Source organism: Arthrobacter sp. 92, from assembly GCF_050260325.1.
Classification (GTDB): domain Bacteria; phylum Actinomycetota; class Actinomycetes; order Actinomycetales; family Micrococcaceae; genus Arthrobacter.
In genome coordinates this window covers 3,001,164-3,015,290 of the sequence record NZ_CP189863.1, presented here as the reverse complement: position 1 = coordinate 3,015,290, position 14,127 = coordinate 3,001,164, and the positions used below count along the sequence as shown (strand labels likewise).

The following is a 14,127-nucleotide window of genomic DNA, read 5'->3' as shown; positions in this document are numbered from 1 at the left end:
TAATGGAAAAAACATGGTTACCAACGCGGACCATCCCGGGGACCGCGGTATCCCTGACATCCCTGGGATTCGGTGCCGCGCCTGTCGGGAACCTCTACCGCAGCACCAGCGATGACGACGCGGCCGACGCGGTCGAAGCTTCATGGAATGCCGGGCTAAGGTACTTCGATACCGCACCGCACTACGGCCTCGGCCTCTCCGAGCGCCGCCTGGGCGGTGCTCTGAAAGGCCGGCCCCGGGACGAATATGTACTCTCCACCAAAGTTGGACGCCTGCTTCGGCCCAACCCCGTGCCGTCAGGCAGGGACACTGAAGGCTTCGACGTCCCGGATGACCTGCTGCGTGTGCGGGATTACTCCGCAGACGCTGTGAAAAGATCCGTCGATGAAAGTTTGGACCGGCTGGGCACGGATCGAATCGACATCGTCTACATTCATGACCCGGACGAGCACTGGGCGGAAGCCCTCGGGGGTGCCGTCCCCGCTCTGGCCGACCTCCGGGACCAGGGTGTGATCGGCGCCTACGGCGTCGGTATGAACCAGCACGAAATGCTGCACCGTTTCGTTACTGAAACCGATGTCAACGTCATCATGCTCGCCGGCCGGTATACCCTCCTCGAGCAAGGAGCATTACGAGACCTCATTCCGGCGTGCCAGCGGCGGGGTGTTGGCATTGTCAACGTCGGGATCTTCAACTCCGGGCTGTTGTCCAAGGACCGTCCCGCCGCTGATGCCACCTACAACTACGAACAGGCACCGTCTGCGCTCATCGCACGCGCAAACCTCTTGGCCGACATCTGCGAAATACATGGCACCACACTGCCCGCTGCTGCCCTCACCTTTTCCTTTCGCAATCCGGCTGTTACCAGCGTTGTAGTGGGCATGCGCACGGCCGCGCAGGTCGAACGCAACGTGGTTCTGGCACAGCAGAGCGTTCCGGAGTCGCTCTGGACAGACCTTCACGAGCGCGGGCTCATCGCCGAAACAGAGGCGCAGCTGAACGAGCTGAAATCACCAGGTACCGAGGCGCCGCCCAGGGCAGAACAATGAAGTTCATGCGGGTCGGCCCTGCCGGCACCGAGCGACTAAGCGCGATCCACGACGGTCATCACTACTCTCTGCAGGGCTTGACAGAAGACCTGGACGGCTTGTTCTGGGTTGACGGACCTTCTCGCAAGGCAGCAACGTTGACTGCGGGGACGCTGCCGGAAGCGGACATCCGCGGACAGCGTGAGAGTTCGCCGACCCCGCGCCCGGGAGCGGTGATCTGCGCTGGGCAGAAATATGCGGCCCACGCAGCGGAGTCCGGCGCCCAGGCGCCGGATCAGCAGATCATTTTCCTCAAGACACCCAACGCGGTCACGGGGCCAAACGACGCGGTGCACACCCCTACGGGTTCCGCAAAGACCGATTGGGAAGCGGAGCTGGGAATCCTGATTGGCCAGGCTACGGCCTTCCTCCACTCCCCGGAGGATGAACCAGGCCGGATCGCCGGTTTCGTGGCCGTCAACGGTCTCTCCGAGCGTACCTACCAGATTGAGGATTCTGGTGGCCCATGGAGTGGAGGTAAATGCGTTAAAGAATATTGCCCGGTCGGACCGACGCTCGCGACGACCGATGAGCTCGACGCCTCCAACTTACCACTGCGCAGCTGGGTCACCGGCGAGCCACGGCAGGATTCGAATACCTCCGACATGATCTTCGACGTGAATCGGATGGGCCACCACCTGAGCCAGTACATGGAGCTTGAACCCGGCGAGCTCATCCTCCCCGGGTGGCGCTCTCAGGTCGGCTTCCATATCACACGGAAGGCGATGTCGTCGAAATCGAGATCAGCGGCCTGGGCCGTCATCGCCAGAACTACGTCCAGCAGGCTACTGCAGGAAGCTGCACCCGACCGAGACTTGGAAGGAAGTAACTAGCGATGTCAGCAGAATTTGAGGGGCTAAAGGCCATAGTGACCGGCGGTGCATCCGGAATAGGCGCCGCCACCGTCGCGCATCTTCTGGCTCGCGGCTGCGCGGTCGCGGTTCTGGACCTGGCACCGCAGAGTGCAGATCCGCGCGCTGTGGCCATCCAGTGCGACGTGTCGAACACTGCCTCGGTGAACTCCGCCGTGCACCTGGCCGCGCACCGGCTCGGCGGCATTGACATCCTAATGAACAACGCGGGTATCGGAGCCCAAGGCGCCGTTGACGATAATGACGACGAGGAATGGCTGAGAGTCCTCAACGTGAACGTGCTGGGCATGGTGCGGACCACGCGTGCAGCGCTGCCGTACCTTCGCCGTTCCGGGTGCGCTGCAGTTGTAAATACCTCATCAATTGCCGCCACGGCGGGTCTTCCACAGCGCGCCCTGTATTCGGCGAGCAAGGGTGCGGTTCTCTCGCTGACACTGGCAATGGCCGCGGACCATATCCGGGAGGGCATCCGTGTTAACTGCGTCAGCCCCGGTACGGCCGACACGCCCTGGGTGGGACGGCTGCTCGAACAGGCTGAGGATCCTGCTAGTGAGCGCGCTGCGCTCAATAGCAGGCAACCGCACGGCCGTCTCGTCTCCCCCGCAGAGGTGGCAGCCGCCATCGGATACCTGGCGAGTCCGCAGAACGGCTCCACAACTGGGATCTCACTGGCCGTGGACGGCGGAATGAACGGTCTGCGCCTGAGACCTGTCGAAGCTCCCAGATAGTTGGCCCGGCAGGGTTCAATAGGCCCACCTAAACTCGGACCGGTCGCCACTTCACGTCAAAGCGGAGCCCATTCAAACGACCGCCCTCGACAGCAAACATTAGGGAAGATAGCATGATGACATTCGAGCTACGCACGTACACCGCCGCCCCCGACAAGATGGCAGCGCTGTTGCTGCGCTTTCAAAATCATACCCGAGCGCTTTTCCATGAACACGGAATCCATGACATCGGTTATTGGATTTCTACCGACAGCCCCGATGTCCTCATATATCTGGTGCGCCATGAGGGCGATCCTGAGTCCAATTGGGAGGCCTTCAAAAATGACGCAGAGTGGGTGGCCGCCCGCGCAGCTTCCATGGCAAACGGTGAGCTGATCACCTCCATCACATCCACCTACATGACGGCAACTGACTTTTCTCCGCTCCGATCCTGACCTGCCCTACCGGCCGGAGGTTGATCAGCGCCACCGCTGCCCGTCTATGACTCCTCGGAACGCCGCCACCATCTTGCGGAGACCCTCCAAGACAAGGACGACCGCTAGGCCGGTCAATTCCCCCTTCCGGCAGACATGCACCAGGGTGCGCCAGCGACGCAAACCGTGGCGAAAAAGCCATCCTTGGCCAAAACACCGAAACGGCCATGCAAGGCGGTAGAGGATCGAGAGTGCACCGCGGCGATCTCCAATGCTGAGACGCGTCCCACCCAAGAAATCCACGTTTTTTTCGGGGGTCGGTTTCGATGAGCGAAAGCGAAATAGCGGGGCTAATCGCACACTGGGGCAGAGCACCTTCCGATCCGAGGGTGTCATCACCAAGACCGGGAGTATCTGCGTCCGCCAGCCGGTGGTCGAGGCCGCCGGGCCCCACCGCCGCCCCTAAGCCAATGCCGGCCGCGACATGCGTTACCGCTGGGACGCAGCCGAGGAAGCGTCCCGGGTCCACGGCCCCCAGGGGAGCCACCGGCTCCGCCTAAATGGGACCGGTTCGAAGCCCGGCACAAATGCCGGGTCATCACCAACGTCGCCCTCGCACGGGAACTGGCCCGCTGGTGCTGGTCCCTCGCAGCCCGGGTCCCAACAGGAGCTGAGCTGCCGCGGAGATCTCGGAGGGTGGGCCCTCTTAGAATGAGGGTCTACCGAAAATAGAGTTCAGCGTGAACGCATCACGCAGGCGATTTACCCAGAAGTTCAAGTACCAGCTGTGCCGGGAGGTAATCAACACGTCCCAGCCGGTCAAGGACGTTGCCACCGCCTGCGGTGTCATCCCCGAGACGCCCCGCAAATGACTGGTGAAATACCGGGAGGCCAACGGCGGCACGGAGGCGGATCTCGCAGTGTCGGAACGTGCCCGGCTGAAGGAGTTCGAGCGTGAAGTTCAGGAGCTGCGGGCGGAGACTGCCTTTTTGAAAAAGCCAGCGCTTACTTCGCGCGGGAGCAGCGGTAGTGAGGAAGCATGAATTCATCGATTCCCAAAAAGCTGGGCCCGTCGATCTGAATTCGGTGGTGAAAATGTGCCGCTGATTGGCAGTCTGGACGTCCCGTTTCAATCACTGGGCCACACATTTGCAGTCGGCCACGTCTGCCCGCCGCCAGGTCTTGACCACGCAGATCGAGCACTATTTCGAGGAGTCCGAGGGCAAACTACGGGTATCGCCGTATCCACGCCGATCTCGCCGCGGAACAGACTGTCGGTGACGGTCGAAAAGTGAGCCATTCTGACGGTTGAAAACTGAGCCACCCGGTCCGAACGATTGGATGGGTGATCACAGTGGAAGATTGGGCACTGATACGGCGGTTGCATCTGGCCGAGGGTGAATCGATGAGGTCGATAGCGGCTCGGCTGGGTGTCTCGCGGAATACCATCGCGAAGGCGGTGGCGTCCGGGAGTCCGCCGAAGTATGAGCGGGCGGCCGGGGACTCCGCGATCCGGGCCATCGAGCCGAAGATCCGGGCGCTGTTGAAGGACAATCCCAGGATGCCGGCGACGGTGATCGCCGAGCGGGTGGGCTGGTCCGGTTCCCCGGCGTGGTTTCGGGAGAACGTGGCACGGATCCGCCCCGAGTACGCACCGGCGGATCCTGCCGACCGGATCAGTTACGAGCCCGGAGACCAGATCCAGTGCGACCTGGTGTTCCCGGAGGGAAGGATTCCCTGCGGGCCCGGCAGGGAGCGGGTGTTCCCCGTGCTCGTGATGGTCTGTTCACACTCGCGGTTCATCATGGCCCGGATGATTCCATCCCGCACTACCGGGGACCTGCTGGCGGGGATGTGGGAACTGCTGGAGGGCCTGGGCGCGGTGCCGCGGCGGCTGGTCTGGGACAACGAAACGGGCATCGGCCGCGGCCGCCGGCTTGCGGCCGGCGTCCCGGCGTTCGCCGGGGTCCTCGCGACCAGGATCGTGCAGCTCAAACCCTATGATCCGGAGAGCAAAGGCATCGTGGAGCGGGCCAACGGTTACCTGGAAACCTCCTTCCTGCCCGGCCGGACCTTCGCCTCCCCGGAGGATTTCAACGCCCAGCTCAGTGGATGGCTGCCCGGGGCGAACCGCCGGCTGGTCCGGAACACCGGAGGACGTCCTGCGGAGCTGATCGGCGCCGACCGGGCCGCGATGCTGGCGCTGCCGCCGGTGCCACCGCTGACGGGATTCTCCTCCCGGGTCCGTCTGCCCCGGGACTACTACGTCCGGGTCGCGTCCAACGACTACTCGGTGAACCCGCAGGCCATCGGACGTTTCGTGGAGGTCCATGCGGATCTGGAGACGGTGCGGATCAGTTTCGAGGGACGGGACGCCGGGATTCACCGGCGGTCCTGGGGCAGGGGCCAGACCATCACCGACCCGGCCCACGTCGAGGCGGCAAGGGTGCAACGGACAGCCTTCCAGAACGCCGCCGCGGCGCCGGAAGAATCCGGCCTGGACGCCGAGCTCCGCGATCTGGCCGACTACGACCGGGCGTTCGGTGTGGTCTTCGAAGACGGGCAGGTCCTCCCATGACCGGGGACAGGGAGATTTCCGGGCAGATCGAGTACTACGCCCGGGCCATGAAGGCACCGCGGATCCGCGAGTCAGCGGCCCGCCTGGCCGACCAGGCGCGCGAGGCCGGCTGGTCCCACGAGGAATACCTGGCCGCCGTGCTCTCCCGGGAAGTTGCGGCCAGGGAAGCCTCCGGCGCGGAAACCCGGGCCCGGGCTGCAGGATTCCCGGCCAGGAAGTCACTGGAGGACTTCAACTTCGACCACCAACCCGGGCTGAAACGGGAACTGATCGCCCACCTGGCGACCGGCGCGTTCCTGGCCGAGGCCTCCAACGTGGTGCTCCTGGGACCGCCAGGGACCGGGAAAACCCATCTGGCCACCGCGCTCGGCCTGCGGGCCACCCAGCTTGGCCACCGCGTCCTGTTCGCCACCGCAACAGGATGGGTGACCCGGCTGCAGGGCGCGCACCAGGCCGGCCGTCTGCCCTCAGAACTCATCCGGCTCCGGCGCTACGGTTTGATCATCGTCGACCTATGCCGAGCCCGCGACTATGCCGAGGCGTTCAGGGACAGGCGGCAAGGCCTTTGGCGCCACAGCGTTTCGTAGTCAGGATGGGCGTTGGCGTATCGGCATAGTTCCGGTGGTAGGAGCCTGATCATGGGAGCAAGGGTTGCTTCCATGAAGGAGGCGAGGTGCCGTGTCGGGGACAAGAAGGAAGGCCGGCCAGCTGGGCCCGCAAGTCGAGGGTTATCGGGCGTGGTTGGCCCAGCGCGGTTACACACCGGGCACGATCGGGAACATGCTGAAGGATTTGGGCCAGGTCGGCCTATGGCTTTCTGCCGAAGGGCTGAGGATTGAGGATCTGAACGAGGAACGGTTGGCTGCGTTCCAACTTGCCCGGCGACGGGGTGGCCGGAGCAAGAGCGCAGGCCCCCGTGCCTTGGTCCCCCTGATGAGCTACCTGCGGGAGACGGGCGCCGTCCCTGAACCAGCGCCCTTGGTGACACCGTTAGGTGCGCTTCCGGCCTCGTACCGGTCGTGGATGGTCCAGGAGCGTGGCTTGGCGCTGACCACTGTGCTGCGTTACGAGAACACTGCCCGGCGCTTCCTTGAGGAGTCCTCCTCCGGTGGCGTGTTCGCCCCGGAGGCTCTGACAGGGGTGGACATCAATACGTTCCTGCTGCGGGAATTCGCCCGGGTGTCGGCAGGGTCGGCGAAAGGCCGGGTGCCCGAGCTGCGTTCGGTTCTGCGTTTCCTCTACCTGCAGGGTATTACCGGGTTGAGTCTGGGGGCGTCGGTTCCTGCGGTGGGTGGATGGCGTTTCGCGACTCTGCCCCCTTCTGGGATGTCCGCGTCGGATGTGCAGCATTTGCTCGACAGCTTTGACCGCAGCACGCTGGTCGGTGTCAGGGACTTCGCAATAGTGATGCTGGTGTCACGGCTGGGCCTACGGTCCATCGAGGTCGCACGGATGGAACTACATGACGTGGACTGGAGGGCCGGCGAGCTCATGGTCCGGGGCAAGGCACGCCGGCAAGACCGGTTACCGTTGCCGTCAGAGGTCGGCGAAGCCCTGGTAGCCTACCTGTCCTCTGGCCGGAATCCTGCGGATGCCGTGCACGTGTTCCTGACCTGCCGTGCCCCGCGCGGACCGATCCGCGCCGACCTGGTCGGCGATGTTGTCGAGCGGGCATGCAAACGTGCAGGCCTGCCCAACGTTGGACCGCACGGGCTGCGGCACGCACTGGCCGGGGAACTCCTCCGCAGGGGCGCCGGCCTGGTGGCGATCAGCCAAGTCCTTCGCCATCAGGATCTGGCCACGACCGCCCTCTATGCCAAGGTTGATCTGGTCGCGCTGCGCCAGGTTGCCCAGCCGTGGCCGGGGGTCGTGCGGTGAGTGTGTTGGAGCAGGATCTCGCGGACTACCTGCAGCTGCGCCGATCGCTCGGACACGAACTCGCCGAAGCCCGTTGGCTGCTGCCGGGCTTCGTGGCCTATCTGGACGCCCACGGAGCGTCCACGGTGACGATCGAAGCGGCGCTGGAGTGGGCGCAGCGATCGCCGACAGGCCAGCCCACGACCGTGGGGCCACATCGGATGACGGCAGCCCGCGGGTTCGCCCGTTACCTGGCCGGCATTTACCCCGGCACCGAGATCCCGCCGTTCGGTCTGATGCCGCGCCGGCAACGATGGCGCCGACCGTTCATCTACTCCACCGCAGACATCGAGGCGCTGATGGGCCAGGCCCGAAGCTCGATCGCCCCACCGCTGCGGGCTGCGACCTACGAGACCCTGATCGGGCTGCTCGCGGCGAGCGGTCTGCGGATCGGCGAGGCAATCAAGCTCGACCGCAGTGACATCGACTGGTCCGAGGGCGTGCTGCTGATCCGCGAATCCAAGTTCGGCAAATCCCGGCTGGTTCCGCTTCACAGCACGACGATGCAGGCACTGGCCCGCCACACTGAACTCCGCGACGAGCTCGAACCGCGACCGAAGGAGCCAAGCTTCTTCGTATCCCGGACCCACAAACGCCTCAGCTACGCCGTTGTCTGTCAGACATTCCGGCAACTGGTCGATGCCGCCGGCATCGGGGCCGGGGCACCTTCAGCACCGAGGTTGCACGATCTGCGCCACACTTTCGCTGTTAGCACCCTGCTCAACTGGTATCGCACCGGCGAGGACGTGCAGGCGAAGCTTCCATCGCTGTCGACCTACCTCGGCCACCGCGAACCGGCATCCACCTACTGGTATCTCTCGGCAGCACCGGAACTGCTCGCCTTGGCCGCGGCACGCCAAAGCACCGGCTGGACGGCGGCACGCTCATGACGCTCATCGCACCGACACTGCAGATGTTCTTCACCGACCGGCTCGCCCAACAGCGCCAGGTGAGTCCACGCACAATCGCGGCCTACCGCGACGCCTTGAAGCTGCTCTTTGAGTTCATCCACGCACGGACCGGCAAGTTGCCTTCCCAACTGCACTGGGACGACCTTGACGCCACGATGATCGCAGCATTCCTGAATCATCTGGAGGACGAGCGGCAGAACAGCGTCAGGACCCGCAATGTGCGTCTCACGGCAATTCGATCGTTGTTCTCCTACGCCGCGCTGCGTCATCCCGAGCATGCGCTGCTGATTCAGCGGGTGTTGGCCATCCCGCCGAAGCGGTTCGACAAGCGTGTAGTGACGTTCCTGGCCGCGCCCGAGATCGACGCACTCCTCGCGGCCCCGGACCAGTCCAGCTGGGAAGGGAGGCGGGACAAGGCCCTGATGCTTCTGGCGGTCCAGACCGGACTACGGGTTTCGGAAATCACGGGACTGAACTGCCGCGATGTCACGCTGGGCACCGGCGCGAACGTCCGCTGCGAAGGCAAAGGACGCAAGCAACGCGCCGTTCCCCTCACCGGCCCCGTCGAGGGATTGATGCGGGTCTGGCTGGCTGAACGAGCCGGGCTCCCGCACGATCCGTTGTTCCCGACCCGCACCGGACGGCGCCTGAGCCGCGACGCTGTCGCGCTCCGGGTCAGCACGCACGCGAGGACCGCTGCGCAGCAATGCCCATCGCTATTGGGCAAGCGGATCCACCCCCACGTGTTCAGGCACAGCTGCGCCATGTCGCTCCTCCAAGCCGGCGTCGACACCTCCGTGATCGCACTCTGGCTCGGCCACGCGGGCGTCCGGTCCACCGACGCCTACGTTCATGCCGACATCACCGTCAAGGAGAAAGCCCTCGCCCTGACCACCCCAGCATCGGCGCGTCCTGGCCGTTACCACCCAACCGACAAGGTCCTCGCGTTCCTTGAGAGTCTGTAACTATGCCGAGTAACGACTGGCAGATATTCCGCCCGCTCGCCCGAGTCGGCGGCAGCCTCGGCATAGTCGCGGGCTCGGCATAGGTCGACCTATGCGGATATCCGCATAGGTCGACGAGGTCGGCTATATCCCGTTCGAACAGGACGCCGCGAACCTGTTCTTCCAGCTCGTGTCCTCACGCTATGAACATGCCTCGCTGATCCTGACCTCAAACCTGAGCTTCGCCCGCTGGGGCGATGTCTTCGGGGACCAGGTCGTCGCCTCCGCGATGATCGACCGCATCGTCCACCACGCTGAGGTCGTCACCCTCAAGGGCTCCAGTTACCGGCTCAGGAACCACCAGATCGAGTCCCTGCCCTCGACAAGACCGGAAAATACGGCAGAATAATTTCGTCAACGTGGCTCAGTTTTCACCCCACGAAACGGCTCACTTTTCGACCAGCACTGACACCAGACCAAGCGCTCACCCGGGCTGGTGCGGTAGATCATGCGCTGCCAGGGCCTGGTGGCCTGTCAACAACGCCCGTTCCGTCTCCCCACCGCGGCTGGCGCTGAGGCGGCCACGGGCATGCCTGACCTCGTCATCCGGGACTTCGCTGCCGACCGCCCCGGGGTGAAGTTCGTCGGCGACAACACCTACATCCAGACCTGGCAACGGTTCATCTAGCCCGCCACCGTCATCGACTGCTACTCCAAGAAAGTCGTTGGCTGGTCCATCGCCGATCACATGCGCACCGAGATCGTCGCCGACCGCTCAAGAACGCCGCCGCTACAACCCGGATCGAGCCGGACGCGACCTGGCACTCCGACCGGGGCAGCGTCTACACCTCGGCCGACTTCAGGGCCCTGGCGGCCGGCCTGGGCAGGCGCTCCTCGATGGGACGCGCCGGTGTGCCGGGACAACAGCATGGCCGAATCGTTCTTCTCTTACCTGAAAAACGAGCGTGGGTATCGGACCGTTTACGCGACCAACTCACAAGCCCGGAACGACGTCATCCGCTACATCGAGGGATTTTACAACAGCCGGGGCCGTCGCTCCTCTCTCGGTTACCGGCGGCCCAACGAAGTCCGCTACTGTTACCAACAGCCAGGCTTGACAGCGTAGAGAATCCATTAATTCCGCAGTCCGAAATCCCCGGCAGCTCAAGCAGCCATGGACGGATGACCAGACGTGTGCCGTTTCCGGCCCGGCCCGGATGCCCCGGCAGCGTGGAGGAGACCCGCGACTCGGCTATGGACAACCGGCAATCGCCGGCGACGCCCGACATTCCTAGACCAGCGGCATCCCGCCGGCCGAACACCTCGTCCTGCGGTAACCAACCCGCTCATATCAGCAGTCCAGGGCGCTGACGCCCTCCGTGACAAAAGAAAATTTCTGCCGCGCGTCGGTCATGTTCCCAGCCCTTGCCAGGTTAAAGGTGCGGGGCGCAGGCTGATCGTGTCTTCCGGTCAGTCGCCGCTCAGCCTGTGGTGCTCGTAAGCTCGCATATCAGCATGGTCCTGGAGGGCTTTTCCGCGGGAACCGTGGATTGTTGCCTTGAGCACGCGTGAGAGTCTCCTGCTTCATCCTGTCTTCCCCGGGATACACACTCATCCACAAAGACGAATAGGGAAAGGAAGCGGAGACCGTCCTGGAAGTTCTTCGTGAGAAGTGTGCCGGCATCGACATATCCAAACGAGAGGCCAAAATCTGCGTGCGTCTGCCCGGACGCCGTGCTGGCCAGTACACCTCGGTGGTTAATAGGTGGGGTCCGGCCACTAACGGGGTCCTGGCTCTGCGGGAGCACCTGCTCCGGGAACAGGTTACATTGGTGGTTATGGAAGCGACCAGCGAGTGCTGGAGGCAGGCAGTTTTACTTCCTGTTGGAAAACGGACCGAACGTATTGCTCGCGAACGCCCAGCAGGTAGAGAACATGCCAAGGCGCAAGACCGACGTCTCAGATGCGGACTGGCTGGCCCAGCTTAGCGCGTATGGACTCGTCGCGCCTCGTTCGTTCCGCCCGAACCAATCCGCCGCCGCCGTGACCTCATCCGAACACGTACGATGTTCATCCGTCAACGTGGCAGCGGAATCCAATGCGTGGAAAACTTCTCAAAGGCACCGGCGTCAAGCTCTCCTCCGGCGCCACGGACCTGACCGGGGTGTCCTCATGTGCCATGCTTCAGGCCCTCATTGGGGGCGAGCGGGACCGGCGGTACTGGCGAATCTCGCCGTCTACGGCTTGCGGGCAGAGATGCCCGCCTGACCGAAGCCCTAAACGGTAGATTCAACGACCACCATTCCTTCCTTACCCAAATGCATTTGAACATCATCGATGGGCACACCGGGCCATTGCCGATCTCAGTACCCGCGTCAGCGAGGTGCTGGCACCGTTCGCCGCCGCGCGGGACCTTTTGGTCAGCATCCCCGGCATCAATGAGCGCGTCGCGGAAATCATCATCGCCGAAAACGGGGCAGACAACACCGTGTTCCCCACGACGGGTTACCTGTCGTCCTGGGCCGGAACCGCACGGGCAACAATGAATCCCGCGGACGTGTGAAATCCAGTAAACCCATTCAGGGAACGGACACAAAAGAGCGGTCCAGAACAAATCAGTCTTGGACCGCTCACCTTCGCCCTCTTGACAGGAGAAAACTGCATATCACTTGTAATTCTTTCGCTCAAGGTCTGGTGTTGGGCCCGCGAGCCAGAACAGCCCGTTTGACAGAGGGGCGGTGGTGTTACCGGCCGCCCATCCCGCTTAGAGAGATGCCGCGAATAAGGTAGCGCTGGAGCAATATAGCCAGGGCCGCCGTTGGGATCATTGAGATGGTCGCGGCCGCCATAATCAACTGCCACTGTCCCCCGCCCTGGCCGATGAACATGTTCAGGCCCAGAGGGACGGTCGTGTTTTGAGGGCTGTTGACGATGATCAGCGGCCAGAGAAAGCTGTTCCAGTACCCGATGAACGTGAAAACGATCAACACTGCCATTGACGGCAGGACCATGGGAATCATTATGCGGGTGAGGATCTTGAAGTGGTTCGCTCCGTCGATTTTTGCCGCGTCTTCCAACTCCCGGGGCACCGTCATCAACGCTTGTCTAAGGAGGAACGTACCGAAGGCCGTGAAGGCCCAGGGCACGATGAGGGCCTGGATGCTGTCAACCCATCCCAGCTGCATCATGAATAGGTACATCGGGATCACGACGACTTCCTGCGGAACCATGAGGGTTCCGAGATAGACGAAGAATATCGAGTCGCGCCCGCGGAACTTGAGGCGGGAGAAGGCATATGCGGAGGCAAGGGAAGTGGTGACCACGAGCAAGGTGCCGAGCACGGCGACGAGAAAACTGACCAGCATGTATTGGCCGAAGGGCACGTAAGTCCATACATCCGCGTAATTTGCCCAGCGGATTTCACTCCCCACCAGACTCGGAGGTGTGGAGAACACTTCGGCGCCGGGTTTGAGGGATGTGGCGACCATCCAAATGAAGGGGAGGAAGAACACCAGAGCGAACAAAGTTAACAGTGACTGGGAAAGGATGCTCCGGCGTCGCTCTTGTTGGTGCCGTAGTCGGACAGAGAGTGTCCCCGCATTTGCCGATCGCGGCCCGAGGGCGTCAGCTGATCCGTCTTCATGAGTTAGCGTCGCATCACTCATAATGAACCATCTTCTTCTGTACCGCGAAGACAATGCCGCTGACGAGGAGAATGATCAAGAACAGCAGCACCCCGATGGCAGAGGCATAGCCGAGTTTGTGGAATTGGAAGCCGGATGTGTACAGGTACATGACGAGAGTTGTTGTGCTGTTACCCGGGCCGCCCGCAGTGAGGACGAACGGCTGCGCAAAGACCTGGAAGGAAGTGATCAGTGTCATGGTTGCCCCGAAAAAGATGGCCGGTGAGATGAGTGGGAGCTTGATCCGGAAGAACTGGGATGCTGTACCTGCCCCGTCCAATGAGGCCGCCTCGAGAAGGTTCTCCGGCACTGCTTCGAGAGCGCTGGCAAAAACGAGCAGGTTATACCCCAGGCCTTGCCAAAGCGACATCAGCACGACAGAAGCCATTGCGAACGATTCCGAGCCTAGGAAGTTTGGGGCATGCACTCCGAAAACACTCTGCCAAATGCCGTCCACAAGGCCGCCGGGCACCAACATGATTTGCCACACGGCGGCATTGGCCACCATTGGCGTCACAACCGGGATGAACAGCAGGACCCTGTATGCGTTTCGTCCCCTGATTCGCGGCGAAATCCACGTTGCCAGAGCCAACGAAAGGGTCAGGTTCAACGGAACGTAAGCCGCAACGAAAACAAAGGTGTTTCCGAGCGATTGTAGAAATTTCTTGTCGTCGGTTAGCAGTTTGATGAAGTTTGCGAACCCGGCGAAGGTCGGGACACCGGTAAGTGGCCAAATGGTGAACGCGACTACGAGTGACGCCCCAATCGGGATGAGAGTGAAGATCGCGAATCCGCCGATGCTAGGGGCGAGGAATCCCGCAGCAATGCGGCCATCGCCGCGCGAGCGACGTGTTTTCGGTCCCGCCGACCCTTTCCCGCTTTGCGGCCGCTCGAGCCTCCGGCGTTCCCCTCTTACGGTGACGGTCATATGTGCTCCTATATTCGCTCCGGCGACGAAGGGGTGAACCGGGCGGCCCTCGTCCTGTGAAAGGG

11 protein-coding genes and 4 pseudogenes are annotated in these 14,127 nt (G+C 62.9%); 13 read left to right on the top strand and 2 right to left on the bottom strand.

The window, feature by feature from the left end:
- Positions 1-2 precede the first annotated feature (2 nt).
- The 13 genes and pseudogenes from ACP4XC_RS13965 (at position 3) to ACP4XC_RS13905 (ending at position 12,014) form a co-directional block, all read left to right on the top strand.
- A complete protein-coding gene (locus ACP4XC_RS13965; protein WP_427170609.1) occupies positions 3-1,049 on the top strand; it encodes an aldo/keto reductase in 1,047 nt (348 codons plus the stop codon).
- The gene (locus ACP4XC_RS13960; RefSeq protein WP_427170606.1) at positions 1,046-1,921 is read left to right on the top strand and encodes a fumarylacetoacetate hydrolase family protein; all 876 of its coding nucleotides are present in this window, start codon (positions 1,046-1,048) and stop codon (positions 1,919-1,921) included. Before ACP4XC_RS13965 ends, ACP4XC_RS13960 begins: the two co-directional genes overlap by 4 nt.
- A gap of 2 nt (positions 1,922-1,923) precedes the next feature.
- Positions 1,924-2,688: an SDR family NAD(P)-dependent oxidoreductase gene (locus ACP4XC_RS13955; RefSeq protein WP_427170604.1), complete on the top strand. Its 765-nt coding sequence runs from the start codon at positions 1,924-1,926 to the stop codon at positions 2,686-2,688.
- A 113-nt stretch (positions 2,689-2,801) separates the two neighbouring features.
- Positions 2,802-3,122: an NIPSNAP family protein gene (locus tag ACP4XC_RS13950; protein ID WP_427170602.1), complete on the top strand. Its 321-nt coding sequence runs from the start codon at positions 2,802-2,804 to the stop codon at positions 3,120-3,122.
- A gap of 719 nt (positions 3,123-3,841) precedes the next feature.
- Positions 3,842-4,374, top strand: a pseudogene (locus ACP4XC_RS13945) (transposase); the annotation flags it as partial.
- A 72-nt stretch (positions 4,375-4,446) separates the two neighbouring features.
- A complete protein-coding gene (istA, locus tag ACP4XC_RS13940) occupies positions 4,447-5,679 on the top strand; it encodes an IS21 family transposase (RefSeq protein ID WP_427170600.1) in 1,233 nt (410 codons plus the stop codon).
- Positions 5,676-6,191, top strand: a pseudogene (locus ACP4XC_RS13935) (ATP-binding protein); the annotation flags it as partial. The gene istA and the pseudogene ACP4XC_RS13935, both read left to right, overlap by 4 nt.
- 268 nt (positions 6,192-6,459) lie before the next feature.
- Positions 6,460-7,557, top strand: a complete 1,098-nt coding sequence (locus ACP4XC_RS13930; protein ID WP_427170597.1) for a tyrosine-type recombinase/integrase — start codon at positions 6,460-6,462, stop codon at positions 7,555-7,557.
- Positions 7,554-8,486 (top strand): tyrosine-type recombinase/integrase, encoded by a 933-nt coding sequence (locus ACP4XC_RS13925; protein WP_427170595.1) that lies wholly within the window; start codon positions 7,554-7,556, stop codon positions 8,484-8,486. Before ACP4XC_RS13930 ends, ACP4XC_RS13925 begins: the two co-directional genes overlap by 4 nt.
- Positions 8,483-9,472: a tyrosine-type recombinase/integrase gene (locus ACP4XC_RS13920; RefSeq protein ID WP_427170593.1), complete on the top strand. Its 990-nt coding sequence runs from the start codon at positions 8,483-8,485 to the stop codon at positions 9,470-9,472. Before ACP4XC_RS13925 ends, ACP4XC_RS13920 begins: the two co-directional genes overlap by 4 nt.
- Positions 9,473-9,581: 109 nt before the next feature.
- A pseudogene (locus ACP4XC_RS13915) lies at positions 9,582-9,860 on the top strand (ATP-binding protein); the annotation flags it as partial.
- 96 nt (positions 9,861-9,956) lie between these two features.
- Positions 9,957-10,577: pseudogene (locus tag ACP4XC_RS13910) on the top strand (IS3 family transposase); the annotation flags it as partial.
- 1,257 nt (positions 10,578-11,834) lie between these two features.
- Positions 11,835-12,014, top strand: coding sequence for a transposase (locus ACP4XC_RS13905; RefSeq protein WP_427170591.1), 180 nt, complete (start codon positions 11,835-11,837; stop codon positions 12,012-12,014).
- Positions 12,015-12,195: 181 nt separating this feature from the next.
- Here the strand turns inward: ACP4XC_RS13905 and ACP4XC_RS13900 are convergent, their stop codons facing one another.
- On the bottom strand, positions 12,196-12,975 hold the full coding sequence (locus tag ACP4XC_RS13900) for a carbohydrate ABC transporter permease (protein WP_427170589.1): 780 nt from the start codon (positions 12,973-12,975) through the stop codon (positions 12,196-12,198).
- 133 nt (positions 12,976-13,108) lie between these two features.
- A complete protein-coding gene (locus tag ACP4XC_RS13895; RefSeq protein ID WP_427170587.1) occupies positions 13,109-14,062 on the bottom strand; it encodes a carbohydrate ABC transporter permease in 954 nt (317 codons plus the stop codon).
- Positions 14,063-14,127: the final 65 nt, after the last annotated feature.